This window comes from Streptomyces sp. NPDC006552 (genome assembly GCF_040611655.1).
Taxonomy (GTDB): Bacteria; Actinomycetota; Actinomycetes; order Streptomycetales; family Streptomycetaceae; genus Streptomyces.
Window position 1 is genome coordinate 51,110 of record NZ_JBEXOS010000004.1, and the last position, 26,519, is coordinate 77,628.

21 protein-coding genes, 3 tRNA genes and 1 pseudogene are annotated in these 26,519 nt (G+C 72.8%); 6 read left to right on the forward strand and 19 right to left on the reverse strand.

Features of this window, described 5'->3' with window-relative positions; genetic code table 11:
* Positions 1-284 (forward strand): annotated as a pseudogene (locus ABZY33_RS03785) (hypothetical protein); the annotation flags it as partial.
* Positions 285-331: 47 nt separating this feature from the next.
* Here the strand turns inward: ABZY33_RS03785 and ABZY33_RS03790 are convergent.
* The 10 genes from ABZY33_RS03790 to ABZY33_RS03835 all read right to left on the reverse strand — a co-directional run bounded on the left by ABZY33_RS03790 (position 332) and on the right by ABZY33_RS03835 (position 9,880).
* The gene (locus tag ABZY33_RS03790; RefSeq protein WP_356489829.1) at positions 332-2,443 is read right to left on the reverse strand and encodes a glycosyltransferase family 39 protein; all 2,112 of its coding nucleotides are present in this window, start codon (positions 2,441-2,443) and stop codon (positions 332-334) included.
* Positions 2,440-3,813 carry a glycosyltransferase gene (locus tag ABZY33_RS03795; RefSeq protein WP_356489830.1) on the reverse strand — a complete coding sequence of 458 codons (1,374 nt, stop codon included), beginning with the start codon at positions 3,811-3,813 and terminating at the stop codon, positions 2,440-2,442. Before ABZY33_RS03795 ends, ABZY33_RS03790 begins: the two co-directional genes overlap by 4 nt.
* A gap of 26 nt (positions 3,814-3,839) precedes the next feature.
* Entirely contained in the window at positions 3,840-5,330 is a 1,491-nt protein-coding gene (locus ABZY33_RS03800; protein ID WP_356489831.1) for a HAMP domain-containing sensor histidine kinase, read from the reverse strand.
* Positions 5,327-6,076, reverse strand: coding sequence for a response regulator transcription factor (locus ABZY33_RS03805; RefSeq protein WP_356489832.1), 750 nt, complete (start codon positions 6,074-6,076; stop codon positions 5,327-5,329). The genes ABZY33_RS03800 and ABZY33_RS03805 overlap by 4 nt, the downstream gene beginning before the upstream one ends.
* Before the next feature lie 74 nt (positions 6,077-6,150).
* Positions 6,151-6,849: a chitinase gene (locus ABZY33_RS03810; RefSeq protein WP_356489949.1), complete on the reverse strand. Its 699-nt coding sequence runs from the start codon at positions 6,847-6,849 to the stop codon at positions 6,151-6,153.
* 123 nt (positions 6,850-6,972) lie between these two features.
* Positions 6,973-7,917, reverse strand: a complete 945-nt coding sequence (locus tag ABZY33_RS03815) for an amidohydrolase family protein (RefSeq protein ID WP_356489833.1) — start codon at positions 7,915-7,917, stop codon at positions 6,973-6,975.
* A 141-nt stretch (positions 7,918-8,058) separates the two neighbouring features.
* The gene (locus ABZY33_RS03820) at positions 8,059-8,916 is read right to left on the reverse strand and encodes a DUF2797 domain-containing protein (RefSeq protein ID WP_356489950.1); all 858 of its coding nucleotides are present in this window, start codon (positions 8,914-8,916) and stop codon (positions 8,059-8,061) included.
* A 65-nt stretch (positions 8,917-8,981) separates the two neighbouring features.
* A complete protein-coding gene (locus tag ABZY33_RS03825) occupies positions 8,982-9,353 on the reverse strand; it encodes a DUF805 domain-containing protein (protein ID WP_356489834.1) in 372 nt (123 codons plus the stop codon).
* Positions 9,354-9,502: 149 nt separating this feature from the next.
* Positions 9,503-9,575, reverse strand: a tRNA-Arg gene (locus ABZY33_RS03830).
* Positions 9,576-9,789: 214 nt separating this feature from the next.
* Positions 9,790-9,880, reverse strand: a tRNA-Ser gene (locus ABZY33_RS03835).
* A 162-nt stretch (positions 9,881-10,042) separates the two neighbouring features.
* Between ABZY33_RS03835 and ABZY33_RS03840 the strand changes: the two genes are divergently transcribed.
* Entirely contained in the window at positions 10,043-10,540 is a 498-nt protein-coding gene (locus tag ABZY33_RS03840; RefSeq protein WP_356489835.1) for an SSI family serine proteinase inhibitor, read from the forward strand.
* Positions 10,541-10,735: 195 nt separating this feature from the next.
* Entirely contained in the window at positions 10,736-14,872 is a 4,137-nt protein-coding gene (locus tag ABZY33_RS03845) for a PAS domain-containing protein (protein WP_356489836.1), read from the forward strand.
* Between the two features lie 144 nt (positions 14,873-15,016).
* Here the strand turns inward: ABZY33_RS03845 and ABZY33_RS03850 are convergent, their stop codons facing one another.
* The 6 genes from ABZY33_RS03850 to ABZY33_RS03875 all read right to left on the reverse strand — a co-directional run bounded on the left by ABZY33_RS03850 (position 15,017) and on the right by ABZY33_RS03875 (position 21,572).
* Positions 15,017-16,669, reverse strand: coding sequence for a long-chain fatty acid--CoA ligase (locus tag ABZY33_RS03850; RefSeq protein WP_356489837.1), 1,653 nt, complete (start codon positions 16,667-16,669; stop codon positions 15,017-15,019).
* Positions 16,670-16,790: 121 nt separating this feature from the next.
* Positions 16,791-17,414 (reverse strand): SigE family RNA polymerase sigma factor, encoded by a 624-nt coding sequence (locus ABZY33_RS03855; RefSeq protein ID WP_356489838.1) that lies wholly within the window; start codon positions 17,412-17,414, stop codon positions 16,791-16,793.
* Between the two features lie 194 nt (positions 17,415-17,608).
* Positions 17,609-18,496 carry a DUF1906 domain-containing protein gene (locus tag ABZY33_RS03860; RefSeq protein WP_356489839.1) on the reverse strand — a complete coding sequence of 296 codons (888 nt, stop codon included), beginning with the start codon at positions 18,494-18,496 and terminating at the stop codon, positions 17,609-17,611.
* A gap of 67 nt (positions 18,497-18,563) precedes the next feature.
* Positions 18,564-19,730 carry a lipid-transfer protein gene (locus tag ABZY33_RS03865; RefSeq protein WP_356489840.1) on the reverse strand — a complete coding sequence of 389 codons (1,167 nt, stop codon included), beginning with the start codon at positions 19,728-19,730 and terminating at the stop codon, positions 18,564-18,566.
* The gene (locus ABZY33_RS03870) at positions 19,727-20,215 is read right to left on the reverse strand and encodes an acyl dehydratase (protein ID WP_356489841.1); all 489 of its coding nucleotides are present in this window, start codon (positions 20,213-20,215) and stop codon (positions 19,727-19,729) included. The genes ABZY33_RS03865 and ABZY33_RS03870 overlap by 4 nt, the downstream gene beginning before the upstream one ends.
* 169 nt (positions 20,216-20,384) lie before the next feature.
* Positions 20,385-21,572 (reverse strand): OB-fold domain-containing protein, encoded by a 1,188-nt coding sequence (locus tag ABZY33_RS03875; protein ID WP_356489842.1) that lies wholly within the window; start codon positions 21,570-21,572, stop codon positions 20,385-20,387.
* A 273-nt stretch (positions 21,573-21,845) separates the two neighbouring features.
* Here ABZY33_RS03875 and ABZY33_RS03880 point away from each other — a divergent pair, with 273 nt between their 5' ends.
* The gene (locus ABZY33_RS03880) at positions 21,846-21,998 is read left to right on the forward strand and encodes a hypothetical protein (RefSeq protein WP_356489843.1); all 153 of its coding nucleotides are present in this window, start codon (positions 21,846-21,848) and stop codon (positions 21,996-21,998) included.
* 337 nt (positions 21,999-22,335) lie between these two features.
* Here ABZY33_RS03880 and ABZY33_RS03885 read toward each other — a convergent pair whose 3' ends face one another.
* Positions 22,336-22,647 carry a hypothetical protein gene (locus ABZY33_RS03885; protein ID WP_356489844.1) on the reverse strand — a complete coding sequence of 104 codons (312 nt, stop codon included), beginning with the start codon at positions 22,645-22,647 and terminating at the stop codon, positions 22,336-22,338.
* A 374-nt stretch (positions 22,648-23,021) separates the two neighbouring features.
* Between ABZY33_RS03885 and ABZY33_RS03890 the strand changes: the two genes are divergently transcribed.
* Complete coding sequence (locus ABZY33_RS03890; RefSeq protein ID WP_356489845.1) at positions 23,022-23,915, forward strand: bifunctional DNA primase/polymerase; 894 nt, start codon at positions 23,022-23,024, stop codon at positions 23,913-23,915.
* Between the two features lie 138 nt (positions 23,916-24,053).
* Positions 24,054-24,533, forward strand: coding sequence for a hypothetical protein (locus tag ABZY33_RS03895; protein ID WP_356489846.1), 480 nt, complete (start codon positions 24,054-24,056; stop codon positions 24,531-24,533).
* Positions 24,534-24,604: 71 nt separating this feature from the next.
* Here ABZY33_RS03895 and ABZY33_RS03900 read toward each other — a convergent pair.
* Together ABZY33_RS03900 and ABZY33_RS03905 are read right to left on the reverse strand one after the other, a co-directional pair.
* A tRNA-Ser gene (locus tag ABZY33_RS03900) sits at positions 24,605-24,689 on the reverse strand.
* Positions 24,690-24,762: 73 nt separating this feature from the next.
* A complete protein-coding gene (locus ABZY33_RS03905) occupies positions 24,763-26,325 on the reverse strand; it encodes a trypsin-like peptidase domain-containing protein (RefSeq protein WP_356489847.1) in 1,563 nt (520 codons plus the stop codon).
* Positions 26,326-26,519: the final 194 nt, after the last annotated feature.

Sequence of the window (26,519 nt, forward strand, 5' to 3'; positions counted from 1 at the left end):
CGCTGTGGACCGAACTGACGGACGCGGGACCGGCCGAGGACGGCACGTTCCCGGCCGACGCGCCGGTGCAGCGGATCGACTACGTGGCGGTGGGCCCGCTGTGGACCGAACTGACGGACGCGGGACCGGCCGAGGACGGCACGTTCCCGGCCGACGCGCCGGTGCAGCGGATCGACTACGTGGCGGTGGGCGCGGGCGTCCGGGTGCGCTCGGCGGCCGTGCCGGACGAGCGGGCGGCGTCGGACCACCGCCCGCTGGTCGCGGAGGTGACGCTGCGGCGGTGAACCGGGCGGCCCTGATCCGGCCCCCTCCGGAAGGGGCCCGGCCGGGGTCAGCCCGTCCGCTGGGTCAGGTCGTAGAACGTCGCGTTCCCGACCGTCACCTTCTCGAAGTGGGCCTCGACCCATGACGTGATCTCGGCTGCCGAGCCGGAGTCCGATCCGCCCATGCCGCCACCGGAACCGCTGCCGCTCCCGATGAAGTAGTGGATCTTCCCGTCCTCGACGTACTGCTTGAACCGGGCCGGCGTCGGGGACGGGTCCGTCCCGTTGAAGCCGCCGACCGCCATGACGGGGGCGCCGGTGGCCAGTTGGTAGCTCGCCTGGTTCTGCGAACCGACCGTGGCCGCCGCCCAGGTGTAGTCACCGGCATCCTTCTCCAGCAGCTTCTTGGCCCGGGAGCTGACCTCGGCGCCGTTGAGCAGGCCGCCCATGCCGCCCCCGCCGCGGCCCGCGCCCTGCTTCTGGCTCTGGCCGTTCTGGCCCCGGCCCGGCATACCGCCGCCCGGGAAGCCGCCCTGCTGGTTGCCGGTGCCGGTCGGGGGCCGTCCCATCTGGCCGCCCTGACCGCCGGGTCCGCCGCCCTTGCCGCCGCCGGGGAACCCGCCGCCCCCGGGGCCGCCGCCCCTCATGCCCGCCCCGGACGGGCCGGCCGTCACGATGGAGCCGGTGTGCCCGGTGTCCAGCGTGCTGAGGGTGTACGCGGTCGGCGCCGCGAGCGCGGCCACGAGGCCGAGCCCGGCCGCACCGAGTGCCGGCCGGCGGCCCAGGCGGCCCACGAAGGCGAGGCCGAGCCCGGCGAGCAGGCCGCCGACGAGCACGGCCCAGCGCAGCCACGGCAGGTGGTCCGGGACCCGCCCGAGCAGCACGTACGCCCAGAGCGCCGTGGCGGCGACGGTGGCGCCCAGCGTCGCGGCGGCCGGGACGCGGGAGCGCTCCTCCCACAGGACCGTGGCGCCCATGCCGGTCAGAGCGGCGATGCAGGGGGCCAGGGCCACCGTGTAGTACTGGTGGAAGATGCCGGCCATGAAGCTGAAGACCAGGCCGGTCATGAGCAGCGCGCCGCCCCAGGCGAGGAACGCGGCGCGGGCCGTGTCCGTCCGCCTGACCCGCCAGGTCAGCACGGTCCCGGCGGCGAACAGGATCAGCGCGGCCGGGAGCAGCCAGGAGATCTGGCCGCCGATCTCGGAGTTGAACATCCGGCCGATGCCGGTCTCGCCCCACTGCCCGGTGCCGCCGCCCATGCCGCCACCGCCGCCGACGGAGCCGGTCTCGTCGCCGCTGATCCGGCCGAGGCCGTTGTAGCCGAAGGTCAGCTCCAGGAACGAGTTGTGCTGGGAGCCGCCGATGTACGGGCGGGAGGAGGCGGGCCACAGCTCGACGATCGCCACCCACCAGCCGCCCGCGACGGCCATCGCGAGCCCGGCGAGAACGAGTTGTCCGAGCCGCCTGCGCAGCCGCGCCGGTGCGAGGACCGCGTAGAGCACGGCGAGCGGCGGCAGGATCAGGAACGCCTGGAGCGTCTTGGTGAGGAAGGCGAGGCCGACGGCCGCTCCGGCCAGGACCAGCCACGTCGTGCGGGCGTGCTCCAGGGCGCGCAGCACGCAGTAGACCGTGCCGGTCATGAGAAGCGCGAGCAGCGCGTCCGGATTGTTGAAGCGGAACATCAGCGCGGCGACCGGTGTCGTGGCGAGGACCACGACGGCGATCAGGCCCGCGGCGGCGCTGAACCTGCGGCGGACGGCCCCGTACAGGACGGCGGCCGTGGCGAGCGCCATCAGCACCTGGGGGACGAGGACCGCCCAGGAGTTCAGGCCGAAGAGGCGGACGGAGAGCGCCATCGGCCACAGCGCGGCCGGCGGCTTGTCGACGGTGATGGCGTTGGCCGCGTCGGACGAGCCGAAGAACATCGCCTTCCAGCTCTCGCTGCCCGCCTGGGCGGCCGCCGAGTAGAAGGAGTTGGCGTAGCCGGAGGCGGACAGGTTCCAGAGGTAGGCGAGGCCGACGAGGAGCAGCAGGCCGAGGAAGGCCGGGCGCACCCAGCGCGCGTCCTCGGGCCGGCCGCGCCACACGCGCCGCGGGAACGCGCCCTGCGGGCGGCTGTGGCCCGCGCGGGCGGACGGGGCCGCGGGGGCGGCGTCGTACGGTCGGATGTCCGTGGTCATCGGGGCTCCCTGGGGTCGGGGGCGGTCGTGGGCGCGCCCGGCACGGGCACCCGCGCGGTGGCGTCCCGTCCCGGCGGAGCCTGCGCGGAGGCGGCGGCCGGGGCGGGCGCCGGGTCGGGGAAGACCCAGGCCCGGAAGAGCAGGAAGCGCAGCACCGTCGCGGCGAGGTTGGCCGCGACGAGCACGGCCAGCTCGGTGGAGTGGGCGGGGGCGCCGGAGGCCGCGTTCAGGGCGGCGAGCGAGCCGCTGGTCAGCGCGAGTCCGATGCCGAAGACGACCAGGCCCTGGGCCTGGTGGCGCACGGCCCGGTCGCGGCCGCGCACGCCGAAGGTCAGGCGCCGGTTGGCCGCGGTGTTGGCGACCGCGGAGACGAGCAGGGCGAGCGCGTTGGCGAGCTGCGCCCCCGAGAACGTCCGGAACCCGGAGTAGAGCAGGAGGTAGAGCAGCGTCGACAGCACGCCGACGACGCAGAAGCCGACCAGCTGGCGGGCGAGGCCCCTGGGCACGCCCGGCAGCCGGTCGCGCGGGTCGTCGCCGAAGGGGCGGGCGAGCCGGTCCAGGGCGAGCGAGCCGGTGGCCAGCGCCGTGCCGACGCGCCAGACGCCCTTCAGGTCCTCGGTGGCGGTCCGGACGATGTGGACGGTGGAGTCCGGGTCGTCGATCCAGTCGACGGGTACCTCGTGGATCCGCAGTCCGGCGCGTTCGGCGAGCACCAGCATCTCCGTGTCGAAGAACCAGCCGGTGTCCTCCACCAGCGGCAGCAGCACCTGCGCGACATCGCGCCGGATCGCCTTGAACCCGCACTGGGCGTCGGAGAAGCGGGCCTGGAGCGAACCGCGCAGGATCAGGTTGTAGGCCCGCGAGATGAACTCGCGCTTCGGCCCGCGCACCACCCGCGAGCTGCGGGCGAGACGGGAGCCGATCGCCAGGTCCGAGTGGCCGGAGATGAGCGGGGCGACCAGCGGCAGCAGGGCGTTGAGGTCGGTGGACAGGTCCACGTCCATGTACGCGAGGACCGGCGCGTCGGACGCCGACCAGACGGTGCGCAGCGCCCGCCCGCGCCCCTTCTGCTCCAGGCGGACGTACCTGACCTCGGGCAGGTCCGCGATCAGCCGGGCGGCTTCCCGGGGAGTGGAGTCCGTGGACGCGTTGTCCGCGACGGTGACGCGGAAGCGGTAGGGGAAGGTGCGCAGGAGGTGGTCGTGGAGTCTGCGGACGCACGCGCCGAGGTCCTTCTCCTCGTTGTATACGGGGACGACGACGTCCAGGACCGGGGTGTCGCCGCTGCCCGCGTGGAGGTGCTCCCGCGCCGGCAGCGCCCCGAACCACGAGGCGGTGGGGCCGAGGCCCTCGGAAGAGTCGGTTCGCATGCCACCGACGGTCGCCAACTGCCCTGTCACCGCTGTGTGGTGAGGCTGTGCCCTGCCTGTGAGTACGTGACGGGCCCGGCGTGGGCGGGCAGATGCACGGTGAACACGGTCCGGCCGGGGACGCTGTCGACGCTCACGGCACCGCCGTGCGCGGCCGCGACGGCCTGCACGATGGCGAGCCCGAGCCCGGTGGAGCCCGCCTTGCGCGAGCGCGAGGAGTCACCGCGGGCGAACCGCTCGAAGACGCGCGGCAGCAGCCCGGCGGGGATCCCGGGCCCGTCGTCCTGCACGGCGAGGCGGACCCAGGGCCCCTGCCGGTGCACGCGCGCGGTGACGGTGGTGCCCGGGGGCGTGTGCGTACGGGCGTTGGCCAGCAGGTTGACCAGGACCTGGTGCAGGCGGGCGGAATCGGCGAGCACGGTCGCCGGTTCGCCGGGCAGGTCGAGCCGCCAGACGTGGTCCTGCCCGGCGGCGCGGGCGTCGCCGAGCGCGTCGACCACGAGCGGCGACAGGTCCGTCGGCTCGTACGACAGCGGCCGCCCCGCGTCGAGCCGGGCGAGCAGCAGCAGGTCCTCGACCAGGCCGGTCATCCGGTGCGCCTCGGACTCGATGCGGCCGAGCGCGTGCCGGGTGTCGGGCCCGGTCTCCTCGCGCCCGCGCCGGGTCAGCTCGGCGTAGCCCCGGATGGAGGCGAGCGGCGTGCGCAGCTCATGGCTGGCGTCCGCGACGAACTGGCGTACGCGGGTCTCGCTCTGCTGGCGCGCGGTGAGGGCGCCGTGCACGTGGTCGAGCATCCGGTTGAGCGCGGCCCCGACCTGCCCGACCTCGGTCCGCGGGTCGGCCTCGGCGTCCGGCACCCGTTCGTGGAGGGCGACCTCGCCGCTGTGCAGGGGGAGTTCGGAGACGCGGGTCGCGGTCGCGGCGACCCGGCGCAGGGGGCGCAGGGCGACGCCGACCATGACGGCGCCGGTGACTCCGGCGGCGAGCAGGCCGGCGCCGGTGACGGAGAGTTCGATGACGACGAGCCGGTTCAGGGTCGCGTCGACGTCCGTGGACGGCAGACCGGCGAGCAAGGTGCCGTCCCTGGACAGCTGGACGCGGTACTCCCCGAGCCCGGGGAGGCTGACGCTGTGGGGGTGGCGGTCGCGGGGGACGGCGGCGAGGGCCTGCGTCTGGGCGTCGCTCAGCCCGGTCATGCGGGTGGGGGAGTCCGGGTCGGACGTGGCCGCCCGGGTGAGCGAGCCGTCGGCGCCGACCAGCGCGCCCACGGTCTTCTCGCCGCCGGGGCCCGGCAGCCCCAGGAACGACAGGTCCCGCCGCTGCCCGCCCTCGCCGGGATCGCGGCCGCCGGGCCCCGAGGCCATCCGCACGACCTGGTCGACCTTGCCGTCCAGCTGCCCGTACAGATACGTGTGCAGGGACAGCGTCGTCACCGTCCCGATCACCACGCCGACCAGCGCGATCAGCCCGACGGCGGTGACGACGAGGCGGGTCCGCAGGGTGCGGGCCCGCCTCACGTGACCGTGGTCGCCGCGGGCTTGATCAGGTAACCGGCGCCGCGCCGGGTGTGGATCATCGGCTCGCGTCCGGCGTCTATCTTGCGCCGCAGATAGGAGATGTACAGCTCGACGACGTTGGCCTGGCCGCCGAAGTCGTAGGACCACACCCGGTCCAGGATCTGCGCCTTGCTGAGCACGCGCCGCGGATTGCGCATCAGGAAGCGCAGCAGCTCGAACTCGGTCGCCGTCAGATGGATGTTGGCCCCGCCCCGGGAGACCTCGTGGCTGTCCTCGTCGAGCATCAGATCGCCCACGACCAGCACGGACTCGCTGCGCCGGTCGGCCGCGCCGGTCCGGCGGATCAGACCGCGCAGCCGCGCGACGACCTCCTCCAGGCTGAACGGCTTGGTGACGTAGTCGTCGCCGCCCGCGGTGAGCCCGGCGATCCGGTCCTCCACGGCGTCCTTGGCCGTCAGGAAGAGCACGGGCACGTCGGGCAGTTCGCGGCGCAGCCGCCCCAGCACGCTCAGCCCGTCCATGTCGGGCAGCATCATGTCGAGCACGACGGCGTCGGGCCGGAACTCGCGCGCGCTGCGCACCGCTCCGGACCCGTCCGCGGCGGCACGGATCTGCCAGCCTTCGTAGCGCAGGGCCATGGAGAGCAGCTCGGTGATCGACTGCTCGTCGTCCACGACGAGCACCCGCACGGGACTCCCGTCCGGCCTCAGCAGTTCGGTACGCCCCTGGGGCGAGGTCGTCGTCATACCGCAACCCTGCGACCCGCCTCTGAGAACGTCCTTTCCCGAACCTGTGAATTCGCTGAGAAACAGGCAGGGGCCTAACAGGTCAGTGCGTGGCCCGCCCCCACGTGCAGGATCTTGGTGAAGGAGACGTACAGGCCGACCCGGTGGCGCATCTGCGCGGTGTTGCCGCCGTCGCACTCCGCGGTCCCGTTCAGACTGCGGATCGTCTCGCCGAAACCGGCCCGCTCCACCATCGCCTCGTGCCCGGTCAGGGTCCCGGGGCCGGTCTGCGTGTTCCAGTACCAGAGGGCGGTCATCCAGGCCACGGCCGGATCCCGCTCGACCAGCCACGGATCGTGCAGCAGATCCAGGCCGAGGGCGTCACCTGCGGCCTTGTAGTTGAAGTTCCAGCTGAGCATGATCGCGCCGCGCCCGTAGTAGGCGTCGTGCCCGGCCGGGCACCCGTAGCTCTGGCTCTCGTCGCAGAAGACCGGGTACGTCTCCTTGTTCTGCGCGACGACGTAGTACAGCCCGCCCGTCTCATGGCTGACGTTGGCGAGGAAGGCGGCGGCCTCCCGCCTGCGCAGCGCGGCGCCGCCGGTACGGGCGAAGCGCGGGTACGCCGCGGTGGCCCGCACCAGGCCGTCGTACGTGAAGAAGGAGTCCCGGTGCGGGAACATCCGCTCGAACTGCGCCTCGCTGACGACGAACCGCCCGTGCCCGCCCGCGCCAGGGGCGGCGCTCGCCGCCCCTGGCGCGACGACGCCACCCAGCAGCCCGACGGCGGCGGCCATCAGCCACAGCACGCATCGCCTCAACACACCGACACCTCCAGGGAGTTGGTCTGGACCAAGGGGTCCGCGCGCTACTTACCCACGACCGACCCACCCCACACGACCCGCACCCACCCCAGGCCCTCAGATCCTGAACAGCGCCGCCCCGTTCGCGTAACAGACTGCCCGCACCCACTCGCTCCCCAGCCCGAGCCGCTCGATCGCCTCCAGCTGATGCACGTACGGGTAGGGGATATTGGGAAAGTCGCTGCCCAGCAGCACCCGGTCCCCCAGCTCCAGGAGCCGCCCCAGCTCCCGCGGCGGGAACGGCGCCCGCCGCTCGCTGAAGTCGGTGAACGCCATCGTCGTGTCGAGCCGCACCTGCCCGTACCGCTCCGCCAGGTCCAGGAAGCCGGTGTACTCCGGCATCCCCAGGTGGGCGACGACGAGCGGGAGCCGAGGGTGCCGCGCGAGCAGCCGCGCGATGGGTCCGGGGCCGGTGTGCCTGCCCGGCGCGGGCCCCGAACCGCAGTGCGTCACGACCGGCACCCCGGCCTCGGCGAGCAGTCCCCACACGGGATCGAGCAGCGGATCGTTCGGGTCGTACGCCCCTACTTGCACATGCGCCTTGAAGACCCGCGCCCCCGCCTCGACCGCTCGGCGCACGTACGCCGCCACGCCCGGCTCCGGATAGAAGGTGGCGGAGTGCAGACAGTCGGGGGTACGGGCGGCGAAGCCGGCGGCCCAGCCGTTGAGCCACTCCGCCATCCCGGGCTTGTGCGGATAGAACAGGGAGGTGAAGGCGACGACCCCGAACTCCCGCAGCCGGGCCAGCCGTTGCGCTTCTTCCTCCCGGTACGTGATCGGCCACTCGCTCCCCACGAGCGGGCCGGCGGCGTCGAAGTACGCCCACACCTTGTGCAGCACGCGCTCGGGCATGAAGTGGGTATGCACATCGACGAGCCCGGGCAACCGGTGCCGTTCGAGGAACGCGGCGACGGGGGCGGCCTCTTGCCGCGGACTGGGCAGTCGGGGGACGGACGCGCCCGACGAGGACGGGTCCGGGGCGACATCGGCGTGATCACACATGGCCCCCACGGTCACCCGCGGGCCGCGCGCTGTCCACACTCCCGGGACCGGGGCGCCCCCACGAGAGCCGTCCCTGCCCCCCCTCACCTGGGACGGCACGCTTCAGGCGGCCAAGGCCGGCCGCCCCCCGGCTCACGGCCCCTAGAACAACCCACTTTGCACAGCCGGCACCTCCCGGACCAGAACCCCGGCCCCGCTCACCGGCACAGCGGCCCGTTCCAGCGGCCAGCCGGCCAGCACCCGCGTATCCACCACGAGCCGCCGCCCGCCCGGCTCGACGAGATGCAGATCGGGCCCGGCGGCGGCAGCCACGGCGCCCGCCACCACGGCGCCTTCGGCGAGCCCGGCCACCACGGCGTCCACCCGGTCGATCGCCGCGAGCCCGAACGCCGCACCGTGCCCGACGACCCGGCACGGCATCCGCTCCAGGGACTCGGGCCACTCCCCGAGCCCCACGGCCACGGCATGCGCCCGCACCAACGCGCCGCCCCGCTCGTCCGCGTCCCCCAGGCCGGCCCGGACGGCGCGCTTGCGCTCGTAGGGAATGCGGTCGGGCACGCCCAGCGCCACCCGCAACAGCTCCTCGGCCCGCCGCGCAGCCATCAGGGGCCCGCGCCCCAACCACGTGTAGGCCACGGCCCCCTGCTCCAACAGCCGCGCGCTCCCTCTCGCCACCCCCGTGATCCCCACCTTCACGAGCCCGTCCCCGAACCAGGCGAGATACACGTGGTACGGCCGGGGATCATCAGCGACGGTGTCCGCCGCGACCGACCGCGCCCGGTCGATCCCCGCGCACTCCCCGCACTGCGCCCGGGTCCCCCGCACCGGCACGGCGTCCCGCCCCGGACACACCGAACGCCGCCCGCCGCGCCACACCCCAAGACACCGCCGCGCCCCGCCCACCCGGAACGCCACCGTCTCCCCGAACCGCACCGAGCTCTCCCGCTCGCCCCCGACCCCCGTCCACCCGAACGAGGGCCCACCCCCACCCCATCGCATCCCGGTGCACCACCACGTCATACGGCCAGCATGCCGCAGCCCACTGACAACGCCGCCGGACAGACTCAGCGTCCGGCCGGAGGCGATGCGGTCCATGCCGCGTCCGGGCCGGGAGCGTAGGCGCGCATCTCCGGCTTGCTCTCCTTGGCATGAAGGACGACAAGAGCGATCGCCCCTGCCGGGGGCACCAGCATGAGCAACATCAGCCACCCGCTGAACCCGGCGTCACGAAGCCGCCGCACACCGACCGCGACCGTGGGGACGGCGACCGCCAGCGCGTAGCCGAAGCAGTACAAGGGCTGGTCAAGAGCGGTGCCGAGACCCCACAACGCGTACAGGATCACCATGTTGAACAGCGTGTACATCCAGTATTCCTTGCGGCCGGCTCGCCCGCGGAACCCGAAGTAGTTTCTGAGCACTCTGAAGTACCAGGTCATCGGCTTGTGTCCCCACCCCGTGCCCGGTCTCGCACCATGCGGCTCACCTGAGCGGCATGAGGCTAGGGACGGCAGAGCCGCACGTCAAGGAGAGGCCCGAGCGCAACGCAAGAGGCCCCCGGATCATCTCCGGGGGCCTCTTACCTGTGTGCACTCGGCAGGATTCGAACCTGCAACCTTCTGATCCGTAGTCAGATGCTCTATCCGTTAAGCTACGAGTGCTTGTCTTTTGTTTTGGTCTTCGCTCTCCGGCCTTTCGGCCCGTTCGCGGCGACAGGAAGAACATTACATGACTGCCGCCGCCATGTGAAATCCGTTGACCACACCCGTTGTGACCTGCGCAAACGCCCGCAGGAGCGGGTACGAGCGCGGGGCGCCGCCGGGCCGGGAACGACGAAGCCCCGGTCCGTGTGGACCGGGGCTTCGGATCTTGCTGCGGAGGCGGAGGGATTTGAACCCTCGATGGGATTTAAGTCCCAAACCGCATTAGCAGTGCGGCGCCATAGACCGGACTAGGCGACGCCTCCCGCACAACCGTGTCGCGCGAGCGCGAACCGGTGCGTGCAGATGATGACACAGTTCAGCGCCGTGTCACCAATCGCCCCCCACGGTACTAGGCGCTCAGGCCGCAGGGCAAAGCCCGGGCCGCGGGGCGCAACGTCATGGCGGGTCCACCCGTTAGGCAGCGCATGTTGATCCGACACCTCTCCTCCCGCCTGCTCCTCACCGCCGCCGCCTCGGTCGCGGCCCTCACGGCGGTGCCCGCCACCGCGCACGCCGACACGGGCCCGACCCGGATCCCCCCGTCCCCGTACGGCTCCCTCGACGGCTGGGGCGGCGGCGCCCTCGGCACTGTCGGCGGCGACCACCTGACCGTCTCCGTCGTCGACGCGGGTGCCGGCAAGGACGGCACGTACGACCTGCGGTGCCACCCCGACCGCGGCACCCACGCCGACCCGGCCGGCGCCTGCAAGCGGCTCGACGAGCTGGCGGACGACGACCAGGACCCGTTCGCGCCGGTACCCAAGGGGACGTACTGCACGATGCAGTACGGGGGGAACGCCACCGCCCACATCACCGGGACCTGGCACGGACACCGCGTCGACTCCTCGTACAAACTGACCGACGGTTGTGAGATCTCCCGGTGGCGCCGGATGGTTCCCGTGCTGCCTGCGACGACGCCGTGACCCTCGGTCCCGCGGTCACCTCGCCGCGACCCGGCGCGCACGGGGTCCGCACATCCTCTACGTGGGCTCCCTCTCATCCGGCGCCGCGAGCGCGACCACTGCCCGTAGACTCCCTTCCGTGACACGCTGCGGGCCGCGAGGCAAGATGGCCCGCACGGTCGGCAAGTCGCGGTGAATCAGGGAGGAAGCGTCGTCGTGAGCAGCAGGCCATCCCGAGGCGCTGCTCGCCTCGCAGCCATACTCGATGCACTCCCTGACGCATTGGTGCTGGTCAACACCAATGGGACGGTCGTCAACGCCAACTCCATCGCTCTCGAGGCCTTCGAGGCCCCGGGCACGGCCCTGGTGGGGCGCGGACTGCTCGATCTGCTGCCGGAGTTCGACTCCCGGCTGATCCCCGGCTCGATGCGCAGGCCCGACACGGCCACCGACGACCGCGGGCGCACGAAGCCGACGCGGATGATCGCCCGGCGCACCGACGGCAGTGACTTCCCCGTCGAGGTGACCAGCGCGAACGTCGCCGACGGCGCCCGCGACGCGGTGGACCCGTACAGCATGGGCAGCGGTTCCTACAGCGGTTCCGAGCTGCTCATGCTCGTCGTCCGCGATCTGTCCGGCACGCTCGACACCGAGGCCGAGCTGGCCCGTTCGCAGCGGCAGACCGAGATGATCCTGCGGGCCGCCGCCGAGGGGGTCGTCGGCACCGACACCGACGGCCGGATCGTTCTGGTCAACCCTGCCGCCGCGCAGATCCTCGGCTTCCGCGCCAGCGACCTCGGCGGCCAGGAGCTGCACCCGCTCGTCCTGCACTCCCGGCCCGAGGGCGAGCCGTTCCCGTACGAGGAGTCGCCGCTCGCCGACACCCTGCGCTCCGGGCGCAAGCACCGGGTGCGCGGGCAGGTCCTGTGGAACAAGAAGGGCGAGAAGGTGCCCGTCGACATGACGACGGCACCCGTGCGCGACGGCGACCAACTGGTCGGCGCCGTCATGACCTTCACCGACCGGCGCCCCTACGACAAGCTGGTCACCGAGCACGCCGAGGAGATCGCCCGGCGCGACCAGGCCGCGGAGCAGGAGCGCGAGGAGCACGCCGCCGAGCTGGCCCGCGTACGCGAGGAGCTGGCCGCCGAACTCGCCGCCACCCGCGAGGAGCACGCCGAGGAACTCTCCGCCGAGCGCGAGCGCGGTGCCGCGTTCGCCGAGCGGGAGAAGGACCGGTTCGAGGAGCTGGCCGCGCGGCACTCGCAGCTCCTCGCCGTCCTCGGCCAGTCGCTGCGCGGCCCGCTCGACGAACTCCGGCGCGAGCTGGGCCAGCTGGCCGCGGACGACGCCGGACAGCTGTGGCCCGAGGCCAACCAGGTCCTGCACCACCTCTCCGCGGGCTACTCGCGGATCACCACCCTCGTCGACAACGTGCTCGCCTACCAGCTCCTCGACGCCGGCGGCGAACAGCTGGTCCGTACGCCGGTGATGCTGGACACCGTCGTCGCCGCCGGTGTGGACGGGGCCGTGGAGCTGATCGGTCCCGGGCGCGTCCAGTTCGCCGTGCACGCGCCGCCGATCGAGGCCGAGGTGGACGCGGGGCGGCTCGCGACCGCGCTCGCGCACCTGATCGCCGACGTGGCCGGGATCGACGCGACGGGCAACGCGCGGGTTCCCGCGGGCGCCGGTTACGTCGACTCCACCGTCGTCGTGGCCGCCGCGCAGCGGGGCGAGAGCGTCCGCATCGAGGTGCGGGGCCCCTACGCGGGCGGCGACCCGGTGCACGAACCGATCGTCCAGGGCATCGTGCGGGCCCACGGCGGTGTGCTGCAGACGCACGAGATGCCGGGGATGAGCGGCAGCGCGTACGTGCTCGAAGTGCCGATCGGCAGCGGCGCCGGGGTCGTCACCACCCCCGTCGCGCCCTACGCCGAGCCGGTCCCCGAGGCCGTCCCGAACCTGCCCGAGCAGGCCACCGCGGCCACCGGCGGCGGGCGGCGCCGGGCCAGGCGGACCGCCGGGCCCTCGGTCGACTCGTTCCTGGACAGCGCGGTGGCGGACGACGGAGCGCAGGGCAGTGGGCCCTCCGGCGGTACGGGCCGCAGGCGCGGACGGCGTGCCCCCGAGGAGCCCGCCGCCCCGGCCGCGGCCGCCCCGCGGCCGGAACTGCCCGGGCCCGCCGCGGCGGACGGTACCGACGGGCATGGCGGCGGCACCGGACGGCGCCGGGCACGGTCCGTGGAGGCCGGCCCGGCCGCCGAGGGCTCCGTGATGACGGCGGCCGAACACGCCGCTGGCTCCCCGGCCCTGGGTCAGACCGTGCCGCCGCAGGGCGTGCCCGCTCCCACCGGACGACGCGCCCGGCGCGCGGGCGACGCGGAGCAGGCGGCGCTGCCCGCCCTGCCGGCGGCTCCCGCGCAGGGCGTCCCCGCCCAGGACGCCGGGGCGGATCAGCCCTCTGGCGGGCGCCGGGCACGGCGTGCGCTGGGTGCCGCGCAAGCTGCCGCGGCCATGGACGACGCGGCGCCCCGCGAGGTGTTCGCGCTGCCGCCGGCCCAGGCCGACCGCGGGCCCCAGGCGGGGACCCCGGACACGGCGGTGGCGCCCGAGGCGGCGTCCGCTGTCGACGCGGAGGCCGCGAGCGCGGCGTATCCGGCGAGCGGGGTGGGCAGGGCCCAGGCTGCTCATGCCGCCGCTCCCGCCCCCACCGCCGTAGACGTAGCCGGACAGCGGGACGTAGACGGACAGCTGGACGCTTCCGCGTTCGGTGTGGCACAGGCCAGTGGTGCGCACGCCGCAGGCCCCCACGCCGCTGGCCCGCAGGCCGCCGACCCGCAACCCGGCGCCCCGCGCAGCACCGCGGCCCACGCGCCCGCCGCCCAGGCCGCCCCGCTGCCGGACGCGTCGCAGCGGCATGACGGCGCCGCCGGGCATCAGGCGGACGACCACACGCCGCCGCAGCCGCATCCGGCCGGTACGCCGCCGCAGGGCACGCCCCGCCAGGCCGCCCGCCCGGAGAACGCGGCGCGGGCGCGTGCCGCGCAGCCGTTGCCCGCGGAGGCGCCGCAGCCGCAGCAGCCGTCCGGGGACACGAACTCGACGCAGGGCCGCGCGTTCAGCGTGCGCACCCTCGGTCAGGGGGTCCCGTTCGGGCGGCAGGCCACCGATCAGCAGCGTCGGCCGCAGGGTGCCGCGCCCGTGCAGCAGCCCGCCCGGCCCGGCGCCACGCCGGCGGGGGGCGTGCCGCAGGAGACGCAGACCCAGGGCGGCGGCGGTGGCCGTCGGCGCCGGCTCTCCACCCGGCCGGAACAGCCCGAGGCCGCCGCCGACACGCGGACGCCGGCGCAGGGGACGGGCCAGGCGGCGCCGGGCGCACCCCAGGCAGCGGCACAGCCCCCGGCGCGCGGAACGGCCCCGGCCGCCGCTCCGGGCCGGGGCGCAACGGCCCGCCCGCATCCGCAGCCCCAGCCGTCTCGGCCGGCCCCGAACTCCTCGGAGGGCCGCGGTCGTTCCTACGCGATCGGCGCCCCGGCCCAGGACGCCGACGAGGGGCCCGAGCCGCTGGACGGTCCGGGCGGGGCGGTCGAGATCGCCGACAAGCCGCAACCGCGGCCCATGGACGACGAGCTGCCCCCGGAGCCCCTCGACAACCCGCGTCGGCTCCTGGTCTGGCCCGCGCCGGACGTGACGACGCAGCAGGCGCTGAGCGAGCGCGGCTACCGGCCGGTGACCGTGCACTCGCGCGAGGAGGTCGACGCGCAGATCGCGGCGTTCCCGGCCGCGCTGTTCGTGGACCCGCTGACCGGGCCGATCACGCGCACCGCGCTTCAGTCGCTGCGGCAGGCCGCCGTCGCGGCCGAGGTGCCGGTCCTGGTGACGGCGGGGCTCGGGCAGGCGACACGCGAGGCGGCGTACGGCGCCGATCCGGCGGTGCTGTTGAAGGCACTGGCCCCGCGCGACAGTGAGCAGCACCCGCCACGGGTCCTGCTCATCGAGGAGCACGAGGAGATCGCGCTCGCGCTGACCGCGACGCTGGAGCGGCGCGGGATGCAGGTCGCGCGGGCGTCGACCGACGCGGACGCGGTGACCCTGGCGGCCCAGATGCGGCCGAACCTGGTGGTCATGGATCTGCTTCAGGTACGCCGTCGCCGCGCGGGCATCATCGACTGGCTGCGGGCGAACGGGCAGCTGAACCGCACGCCTCTCGTCGTCTACACGGCCGCCGTCGACCGCGCCGACCTGCCGCGGCTCGCGGCGGGGGAGACGGTGCTGTTCCTGGCGGAGCGCTCGACGAGCACCGAGGTGCAGAGCCGGATCGTGGACCTGCTGGCGAAGATCGGTACCAACTGAGCGGCGACGTCAACTGATGCGGAAGGGCGGCCCGTTGCGGGCCGCCCTTCGTGTTGCTGTTTCACGTGAAACACCGCGCTGCGGGGCTGAGACCCGGGCGTGGACGTGGGCCCCGGTGTGGGCCGTCCACGCCGGGGCCGGTGCTCACAGCTCCGTGACGGCCAGCTCTCCGTCCGCGTACTGCTTGCGCAGCACCTTCTTGTCGAACTTGCCGACGCTGGTCTTGGGGACTGCGGGAATGACCGTCCACCGCTCGGGCAGCTGCCACTTGGCGACCCGCTCCGCGAGGAACGCCCGCAGCGTCCGGAAGTCGGCGCTCGCCCCCTCCTTCAGTACGACGGTGGCGAGCGGCCGCTCCCCCCACTTCTCGTCGGGCACGGCCACGACGGCCGCCTCCGCGACATCGGGGTGCGACATCAGCGCGTTCTCGAGGTCGACGCTGGAGATCCACTCGCCGCCGGACTTGATGACGTCCTTGGCACGGTCGGTGAGGGTGAGATAGCCGTCGGGGCTGATGGTGCCGACATCGCCGGTCTTCAGCCAGCCGTCCTCGCTGAACTTGTCGGCGGGCCGCTGCGGCTCGCCGTCCGCGCCGCCGTAGTACGCGCCCGCGATCCAGTTGCCGCGGACCTCCAGCTCGCCCGCGGACTCCCCGTCCCAGGGCAGGTGCTCGCCGCCGGGGCCGCTCAGGCGCGCCTCGACCCCGGCCGGGAACCGCCCCTGCGTGAGCCGGTACGCGAACTCCTCGTCACTGCCCGGCTCGACCCCGGCCGGCGGCCGCGAGACCGTGCCCAGCGGTGACGTCTCCGTCATGCCCCAGGCGTGACAGACGCGCATGCCCAGGTCGTCGAAGGCCTTCATCAGGGAGGGCGGACAGGCGGAGCCGCCGATGGTGACCTGGGTGAGCGTGGAGACGTCGCGCGGCCTGGCGGTGAGTTCGGCGAGCAGGCCCTGCCAGATCGTGGGCACGGCCGCGGCGTGCGTCGGACGCTGCGACTCGATCATCTCGGCGAGCGGCGCGGGTTGCAGGAAGCGGTCCGGCATCAGCATGTTCACACCGGTCATGAACGTGGCGTGCGGCAGCCCCCACGCGTTCACATGGAACTGCGGGACCACCACGAGCGAGGTGTCGGAGTCGGTCAGACCCATCGACTGCGCCATGTTCACCTGCATCGAGTGCAGGTAGATCGAACGGTGCGAGTAGACGACACCTTTCGGGTCCCCCGTGGTGCCGGAGGTGTAGCACATGGCCGCAGCCTGGCGCTCGTCCAGCTCCGGCCAGTCGTACGCGACCGGTTTCCCGGCGATGAGCTGCTCGTACTCGTGCACCTGCGGGCGGACGCCGTCGAGGACCGACCGGTCACCGGGGCCCGAGACGACGATGTGCTCGACCGTCGTGAGACCGGGCAGCAACGGTGCGAGCAGCGGCAGCAGCGAACCGTTGACGATGATCACCCGGTCCGCCGCGTGGTTCACGATCCACGTCAGCTGCTGCGCGGGGAGACGGAGGTTCAGGGTGTGCAGCACCGCGCCCATGGCGGGAGCGGCGAAGTATGCCTCGACGTGCTCCGCGTTGTTCCACATCAGCGTCGCGACCCGGTCGTCGCCCCGCACCCCCAGGTCATCCCGGAGCGCGTGCGCGAGCTGGGCCACACGGGCGCCCACCTCGGCGAACGTCCGGCGGTGCGGCTCGCCCTCGCCGGTCCAGGTGGTGATCAGCGAGGTGCCGTGGACACGCACCCCGTGGTGCAGCAGGCGGGTCACAGTCAGCGGTACGTCCTGCATCGTGCTCAGCACGGCGTCCTCCCGGTGGGCGCTACGGAGCAGTAGGGTTCCGCCGATTCTTTCCACATACCGCGTGGTATGTCACTAGCTCCGGGAATGATCGATCACCGCGTGCCGTGCGTGGATCCCCTGCTCAGCCCCGCTCGGGCACCAGCTCGGGGTCCTGACGCAGCTTGCCGAGCGCCCGCGAGACCGCGCTCTTCACCGTCCCGATGGAGACCCCGAGCACCTCGGCCGTCTGGGCCTCGCTCAGGTCCTCGTAGTACCGCAGCACGACCATTGCCCGCTGCCGGGCGGGCAGCTTCAGGATGGCGCGCCACATCGCGTCGTGCAGCGCCTGCTGCTCGGCCGGGTCCCCGGCCACCGGCGTCGTCGGCTCCGGCAGCTCGTCGCAGACGAACTCGTCGACCTTGCGCTTGCGCCACTGCGAGGTCCGTGTGTTCAGCAGAGCCCGGCGGACGTACCCGTCGAGCGCCCGGTGGTCCTCGATCCGGTCCCACGCGACGTACGTCTTCGTGAGCGCGGTCTGCAGCAGGTCCTCGGCATCGCTCGGGTTCGCCGTCAGCGACCGGGCGGTACGCAGCAACAGGGGCTGGCGCGCCCGGACGTACGACGCGAAGGACGGGTACACCGCGTGCCCCGCGTGTCCGGGGAGCGACGGGCGCCCGGGGAGCGACGGGTGCGCGGGTTGCGTCGCGGAGGTACGCGTCACCGGCTTCGATGCGCTGGTGCGGACAGGCGCCAGGGTTGCGGTCATGGCTCCACGCTATGAGCGCACCCCGCTCCTACGGATCGGCCGGAGGTCCCGAAGCGACCTCCGCCTCAGGTTGTACGCGGGGTGGTGGCCCCACCTCCTGAAGGTGGAGGACGCGGTGCGGACCCTGAGGGTTCACCCCCGAGAACCGCACCGCGGCCGCACGTCCGCGGGGGCCTGCCCGGCCGCCGCCCGGCTCAGCCGATCCGGGCCACCGGAGCGTGCAGCAGGTTCCGGTCGATCACCAGGGTGCGGCCGCCGTGCCGCTCCTTCACGTTGCCCGCGTACTGGTGGATGCGGCGTTGCGGGTGCCAGGCGGTCGCCGCCAGCGCCGGTTCCCCGGAGAGATGGGGCTTGGTGCGCCAGCGCGCGAACCACATCACCGAGGGCAGATCCCGCACCCCCGCGCGCCGGGCCGCCTCCATGTGCCGCACCCCCGAATCCGCGCTGCTGTAGAACCCGGGCAGGTACCCCTGCCGCCGCACCTCCCTGCTCCACGCCCGTACGAACGACAGCGTCGCGTCCGCGCACGTGCGCTGTCGGTAGTTGTAGGCCTCCATGTCCAGATAGAGCGGGCTCTGCACGTCGATGAGCAGTGCCTGAGCGCGGCGCACCGCGTCCTGCGCCTCGCTCACCCCCTGTTGCCATGGGTACCGGCCGATCCGCACCTTCTTCTTGTGCTTCGACCGCACGCAGGGAGACTGCGACCCCACGTACACCGGCAGCACCCGCCACCCCATCTCGTCCACCTCCCGCATCCAGCTCTGGTTCAGCGCGCGCTGGGTCTGGCAGGCCCGCCCGCGGCCCCCGAAGTAGACCCCCACCGCCTGGTACGGAGAGGCCCGCCACCGCCCCATCGTGTCCAGGGACTGCGCCCTGCAGCTGTCGAACCCCCAGCCGTGGAACGTGCGCACCGACGCGCCCCAGGCCCCGGGCCCCGTCGCCCCGGCCGGCCGCGCCACCTCACCCTCCGAGCGCGCCGACCCCACCGTCCCCGTCGCACCCACCGCACTCGCAGCGGCCACCGCGCCCGTCGTCGGCAGGATCCCGGCCCCCAGGACGAGCACCACCAGTCCAATGATCATCTTGTACCGATACATGAACCGAGTGAAGGGGCCGCCCGCGCACCCGTGCCGCGGACACGCCCGCCGTTCAGCCGTCCGACCCCAGAATCAGACCCGATGTGGGGACCCCGGTGCCCGCGGTGACCAGTGCCGTGGCCGCGCCGGATATCTGGTTCACCGCCGTCCCCCGCACCTGCCGCACCCCTTCCGCTATGCCGTTCATCCCGTGCAGATACGCCTCCCCCAGCTGTCCGCCGTGTGTGTTGAGCGGCAGCCGCTCCTCCGCGACGAAGCCGGCCGCCTCGCCGCGCGCACAGAACCCGAACTCCTCCAACTGCATCAGCACGAACGGAGTGAAGTGGTCGTACAGGATGCCGACATCCACCTCCCCGGGCCCGAGTCCGGCGCTGCGCCACAACTGCCGCGCCACCACGCTCATCTCCGGCAGCCCCGTCAGGCCGTCCCGGTAGAAGCTGGTCATCTGCTCCTGCGCCCGGCCCGCGCCCTGCGCCGCCGCGACAATCACCGCGGGCGGCCGCGGCAGATCGCGGGCCCGCTCGACGCTGGTGACGACGATCGCCTGCCCGCCGTCCGTCTCCTGGCAGCAGTCCAGCAGGCGCAGCGGTTCGACGATCCAGCGCGAGGCCGCGTGGTCGGCGAGGGTGATCGGCTTTCCGAAGAAGTACGCCGCAGGGTTCGTCGCCGCGTACTTGCGGTCCACCACCGCGACCTGGCCGAACGCCTCGGGGGTCAGACCGTAGGCGTACAGATACCGCTGGGCCGCCATCGCCACCCAGGACGCCGGGGTGAGCAGCCCGAACGGCAGGTTCCAGCCGAGCGCCGCACCCTCCGCCGAGGCCTCCCGGTACTGCACCCCGGAGCCGAAGCGTCTGCCCGACCGCTCGTTGAACGCCCGATAGCAGACCACCACCTCGGCCACCCCGCTCGCCACCGCGAGGGCCGCCTGCTGCACGGTGCCGCACGCGGCGCCGCCTCCGTAGTGCACCCGCGAGAAGAAAGAGAGCTCACCCATCCCTGCGGCCTGCGCCACGGTGATCTCCGGGCTGGTGTCCATCGTGAACGTGACCAGCCCGTCCACATCGGCGGGGGACAGGCCCGCGTCGCCGAGCGCCGCGTGCACCGCCTCCACCGCGAGCTTCAACTCGCTGCGCCCGGAGTCCTTGGAGAACTGGGTGGCACCGATCCCGGCGATCGCCGCCTTGCCGCCCAGCCGGTCCCTCCCGCGCACGCTCATGACTGGCCCCGCCCGGCCCGGGGCACGGTGACGGTCACCGTGCCGGTGACATGGTTGCCGAGGCCGTTCCTCCCGACCACCTTCACCTCGGCGATGGCGCCCGCACCCTCGCTCCCAGCCGCCCCGCCGTCCTCGTCCCCGCCGCCACCTCCGTCCTGGTCCGCGCCCACGACCGCGGTGACCGTCCCCGTCAACACCATCGTGTCGCCCGGGTAGTTCGGTACCCCGAGGCGTATCGCGACCTTTCGCAGCACGGCCGCCGGACCGAAGTGATCGGTGATGTAACGGCCCACCAGTCCGTTCGTCGTCAGAATGTTCATGAAGATGTCGGGCGAACCCTTCTGCCGGGCCAGCTCCACATCGTGGTGCACGTCCTGGTAGTCACGGGAAGCGATCGCCCCGGCGACGATCAAAGTCCGGGTGACCGGGATCGTCAGGGGTGGCAGCTCCGCGCCCACCTTCAGCAGCACTTCATCCCCGCTCATGCGGCTCCCCTACGATCACGTCGACCAACTCCTCCAGTACTTCCGGTCCGCCGCCGAGATACCCGTCGAGCTGTCTCTCTCTCCCTGGCAGGAAGTGCCGGGGGGGGGAGGGGTGGTCCGGGCCGGCTCCTGGACCGCCGCCTGCTCCGCGGCCGGGGTGGAGTGCGTGTCACGCCTCACCACCCTCGGCGGCCCGGAACACCGGCAGCTCCAGCTCCTCATCCACGCGCAGGAACTCCAGGCCGACCGGCATCCCGATGCGCACTTGGTCGCAGGGCACCCCGACGACGTTGCTGACGACGCGGACCCCTTCCGCCAGCTCGATCAGGCCCACCGCGTACGGCGGGTCGAAGGCCGGGAAGGGCGGGTGGTGCATGACGACGTAACTGAAGACCGTGCCTGCGCCGCTCGCCGGGACGGTGTCCCAGTCCTGGCCGCCGCACGCATTGCATCCCGGAAGCCAAGGGAAGCGCAGTGTGTCGCAGCCCCGGCAGCGCTGGATGAGCAACTGGTGCTCCGCAACGCCTTCCCAGAACCCGGCATTGTCCCGGTTCACGACGGGGCGGGGCCGGAGCTTCTCCGGCGGGACCGGGACACTCTCGGACCCGGCTCTCTCGGACCCGGCCGCCAGCTTCTCCGGTGAGAGCCGGGCACTCTCGGACCTGGCCGCCAGCCTCTCCGGTGAGAGCCGGGCACTCTCGGACCTGGCCGCCAGCCTCTCCGGCGAGACCCGGGCACTCTCCGACCCGACTGCCAGCCTCTCCGGCGAAACCCGAGCACTCTCCGACCCGGCCACCCGCCTCTTCGGCGTATCCGGGGCGCTCGCGACCCCGACCGATGGTGCGTCCCGGTGCGCGGGTGCGTACTTCAGGATGCGGAACCGGTGTCTGCCCGCCGGTTCGCCGTCCGCCCGCACATCCATACGTGTCGTGACGAAGTGGCCCGCCCCCAGCTTCGTCGTCTTGAGCGGGGAAACCGACTCGATCACCGCGTCGAAAGTGATCGTGTCCCCGGACCGCAGCGGCCGCAGGTACTCCTGCTCGCAGTCGGTCGCGACGACCGAGGTGTATCCGGCGCCGTCCAACAGCGTGAGCAGGTCGTCATAGGGTCCCGACCGTTCCGCGTACCCGGGCAGCCCCGCCATGGTCCACGCCTGCAACATGGTCGGCGGTGCCACGGCGTCTGGCCCCTCGTACGCGGGATTGGTGTCCCCCATGGCCTCGCACCAGTGCCGGATCATCGGCGCGTTCACCGGGTCCCTGCCTTCACCCGCTTCCGCCGCGGCCAACCCCTCGAACGCCTGCAACTCCTCGTACTCCAGGGCCCGCCGCCCCGCCCCCGCCGCCGACACCCTCATCGCTTCCCCCGCTCCCTCCTGAGCCGCGGCGAGGGTCGCACCCCTCCGCTGCACCTGGCTCACCCCGCCCCCGGACGTACTGATCTGTTCCGCCCTGTTCATCGCTCCGACTCCCCCTCCCCCGCCGCGCCATCACCGCCGTATCACCGCCGTCCGCTCCGGCGAACGCCCCCGGCGACCCCCGCCGAAGCCACCCGGCCCGCCCGCGATCCGCGGACATATCTGATACACCGCGACCGCCGAATCGGTTCCCGCGGATGTCACGCCGCCGTCGTGACCAGGAACCGGGCGACCGGCCCCGCCACCGCCCACCAGACGCCGCAGAAGGCGCCGCTGCCCGGCGGCATCGTCCGGCCTGGGCGGACCGGGCGGCTCAGGCCGGACGATGCCGCCGGGCGGCGGCCCGTCGGGCAGCACCACACGTAAAGCGCCGCGCAGTTGCCCGCGTAGCTCGCGCCGGCGCTCGGTAGGGGCGAGGTGCACGATGGCGGCCCTCCCGGGCCTCGTTCGAGCAGGAGTTCCTGACTGTCCGTCAGGTACCGCGCGGTGTCAAGAGTCCGCCCCTCGCCACCCGGGCCGCCCGAAAGGCCACCGCGGCACCCCGCCCCACGCCTCCCGCCCGCAGCCCGCCGCGCGACGCCCCCGTCAGCGCGCCCGACCCACACGCCTGCGCGGCGGTGCCGAAGCACCGCCGCGCAGAGTGTCACGCTCCCCGAGGAGGGCCCCCGTCGCACAGTCGAACTGTCGGCCAGGACCCACCGGCTCACCAGAGCTCGGTGAAGTTCACGACGTAGTTCTGGTTGGACTGGTGGATCGCGGTGAACGCCGAACCGTTCACCTGAGCGGTATTGCTCTGGTTCGAGGCACCGTTGCCGACCGCCTGCTGCTGCGTGGTCGACGAGTTGCCGGAGTTGTTGTGTCCGACGCCGCTGCCGCTGACGGTCGCCACCCCCGCGTTCGATCCGTTGCCCGCGAACGAGCCGTTGTCGGCGATCGCCACCCCAGAGAACAGGGCCGCGGCGAGCGGCAGGGCGGCGATGGCGGCGACAGTGCGGGCAGTACGGATGGAAGCCATGTTTTTCCTCCAGAAGGCAGTACATCGGGGTACGGACGGATGTCCGGCGCCCGGGAAGTACGGGTGTCCCCAAGGCAGTTGGCCGACCGCCTCAGTGGTGTTCACGACGTCGCGAGACCAGAGTTGCCCACCGGATCCCTGGCGAACCACCCCGGAAGCCGCCTTTCGCTCGCAAGCGTGAGGACATGTCGATAAACCTGTTTCCTGCTCAAAGCGGCCCAGGCCATCCCCGATCCGGCGCCTTCGGGCGATCACGGGCCGGACCTCCCCTGGGGTGAAGCGTTTCGGCACAATTCTGGCGAAGCAGCCTCCAGCCGACCCCCGGTCGACCCACCCCTCTTCCCTAGTTCGAACGTCTGTACGAAAATAGAGCCATGGCCACCACCGACCGACCTTTGCCGCCCGCCGTACCGACCGCGTCCCTGGCGCCCCTGGCCCTCGCGCACGCGCTCTCCGCCGCCGCGCGCGGGTTCGCCGTGTTCCCGCTCTCCCGCACCAAGCTCCCGGCGCTGCCCTCACCGCACCGGAACGACCCTCCGACGACCCCGCGCTGCCACGGTGAGTGCGGCCGCCCCGGCCACGGCGTGCACGACGCGACGGTCGACCCGCGCCGCATCCGCGCGCTCTTCGCCGCCGCGCCCCGCGCCACCGGTTACGGGATCGCCTGCGGTCTGCCGCCACACCACCTCATCGGCGTCGACCTGGACACCAAGACGGGTACGAACTCCTCCGCCGCCCTGCGTGAACTGGCCTTACGGCACCTGTTCACCATCCCCGACACCGTGGTCGTGGCCACGCCCAGCGGCGGCCGGCACCTGTGGCTGTCCGGGCCGCAGCACGTCGTGGTCCCCAACTCCGCGGGCCGTCTCGCTCCCGGCATCGACATCCGCGGCGCCGGCGGCTACCTGGTGGGCCCCGGTTCCCGCACCGAACACGGCGTCTACGCCACGGTGCCAGGCACCGCGCACCTGGCGCCCGCGCCGTGCCCGCCGGCGCTCCTACGACTGCTCACACCCCCGCCGCGCCCCCACCACCCCGACCCCACGCGGAGTGAGCGACACGGGTCCGGCCTCGTCCAGTTCGTTCTCGGCGCACATGAAGGGCAGCGCAACACCTGCCTCTTCTGGGCAGCGTGCCGCGCCTACGAAAGCGACCTCGGGCCCACCCTGACGGAGGCCCTCGTGGACGCCGCGGTCCACACGGGCCTGACGGAACGGGAGGCCCGCGCGACGATCGCCTCCGCGGCACGGATGACGGCGGGGGCGTAGGGGCGGCTTGGAGGGCGAGCTCGAAAGCCAGGGTCCGGCTACGTGCGCTACGTGCCCTACAGCCGCGACCGTGTTCGGGTTGCCGGGTGCGAGGCGGACCGAGCGGGCTGAGCCTCCCGCGCAGATACGTTGTCCGGCATGGCCACCCAGATACTCACTCTGATCGGCGTTCTCATGGGCGCCTTGACGTCCTATGTCGTGACGGCGGCCGCCGAGCGGGCGAAATTCCGGCGGGACATGGTCACACGATGGGACGAGCGCAAACTCGACACCTACATCGAGTACGTGACATGCATAAAGGAGATCCAACGAGCCGCCATGGCCGCCGGACGGGCTCGCGACCAAGGGTTGAATGCCTCTGAGGCGTTGCAGGCGATGGAGGCGGCTGAGGGCAGACGATCGATCCTCTTCGAGACCTTCATCCTGCTGAGCAATGACAAGGCAGCCACTGCCGCACACACGGTCAACCAGCGAACGTGGGAGCTGCTGAGGACAGCCCGTGAATCCGCGAGTGGCGCAGCCGAACTCCGCACAGACTTCCTCGTGCAGGCGCTCAACGTGCTGCACGAGGCAGCGCGATCAGACCTGGCGATATCGAGCGGTACTCCTGCCCGGTGAAGTGCCGGCGTGCGGCCTACGAAGCACGGAGGCCCCCGACCACAAGCATGGTCAGGGGCCCTGCGCCTGCGCGGTGGGTGTGGGATTTGAACCCACGGTGACTCTCGCCACGACGGTTTTCAAGACCGTTCCCTTAGGCCGCTCGGGCAACCCACCCCGCGCCCCGGAAGCCTCACCGCGGTGTCCCAGGGGCGCGGGACCAGGGTAGCGGGTCCCGGAACGGGGTCCGTCAGCTGTCGCCCTTGCGTTCGCCCAGGGTCACGTCGGTCGTGTGCTGCTTGCCGTCCCGCGTGTAGGTGAGCTTCACCGTGTCGCCCGGCTTGTGCGTCCAGATCTGGCCGATCAGGGTCGGGCCCGAGTCGATCACCGAGTCGTCCAGCTTCGTGATGACGTCGCCGGGCTTGAGACCGGCCTTGTCCGCCGGGCCGTTCGCCGTGATCGCCGCGGAGCCGCTCGTGCCCTGCTCGGTGATCTTCGCGCCGCCGGTGCCCTCCTCGATGGAGACCGAGGCGCCGATCACCGGGTAGACCGGCTGGCCGGACTTGATGAGCTGCTGGGCGACCATCTTGGCCTGGTTGATCGGGATGGCGAAGCCCAGGCCGATCGAACCCGCCTGGCCCGAGCCGCCGCCCATGCCGCCGCTGGAGGCGGACTGGATAGCCGAGTTGATGCCGATCACGTTGCCGTTCCCGTCGAGGAGCGGTCCTCCGGAGTTGCCCGGGTTGATCGACGCGTCGGTCTGCAGGGCGCTCATGTACGAGGCCTTGCTGCTGCCGGTGCCGTCGCTGGAGGCCACCGGGCGGTCCTTCGCGGAGATGATGCCCGTGGTCACCGTGTTCGACAGGCCGAAGGGCGCGCCGATCGCGATGGTCGAGTCACCGACGGCCACCTTGTCGGAGTTGCCGAGCACCAGGGGCTTGAGGTCGTTCGGCGCGTTCTTGAGCTTGATGACCGCGACGTCGTAACCCTGCGCGTGCCCGATCACCTCGGCCTCGTACTTCTTGCCGTTCGAGAACGTCGCCGACAGCTTGCCGCCGTCCACCGCCTCCGCCACCACGTGGTTGTTGGTGAGGATGTGGCCTTCCTTGTCGTACACGAAGCCGGTGCCGGTACCGCCCTCGCCGTTGTTGCCCTCGGCCTCGATGGTGACCGTGCTCGGCAGCGCCTTGGCGGCCACGTTCGCGACGGTGCCCGGGTCGCGCTTGAGGTCGGCGGGGTTGGAGGCGGACACGGTCGTCGAACCGGTGCCGGAGTCGTCACCCCGCTCCGCCGCCCAGTAGCCGACGCCGCCGCCGACGACGCCCGCGATCAGGGCCGCCGCGATGACCCCGGCCAGCAGCCCGCCGCGCCGGCCGCCCGGCTTGGGCTGCGGCGGCTGGTAGGAGGCGCCCCATGCGCCGTTGCCACCGCCGCCCGCGTACGACGGGACCACCGGCGGCGGCGGGGGCCAGTCCCCGCCGGAGGCGAACCCGACAGGGGCGGTCGCGCCGGCGGCATGGCCAGGGGCCGCATGCGCGCCAGGCGCTTCGTGCGGGCCGGATGTCTCGTATGCCCCCGGGGCCGCGTGCGCGCCGTATCCGGCGCCCTCAGGACCCTGGTCCGGGCCCGGGTGGGACGTGTGGTGCCCCGCGCCCGCGGGGGCCTGGTGCGCCGTCTCGTGTCCCGGGGGGTTCTCCGGGGCGCTCGGCGCGGGTCCGGCCGGCGTCGGTGCGGGAGCAGCGGGAGCGTCCACCGGCACGGGAGGTGCGGACGGGGCCGGGGGGACCGCAGTGCCCTCGTTCTCGGTGCTCACAGCTTTCTCTCCTCGATCCACGGCTGTCTTCGATACTGCTGACATCGGTACGGCTGACATCGGTCGGCTGACTTCGATACGACTGACCTCGGTACGACCGACCTCAGTACAGCCGACCTCAGTACAGCCGACCTCGTACGACCACCTTCGAACGGCTGTCTCACGTACGACTGCCCTCGAAACGACCGTCCTTG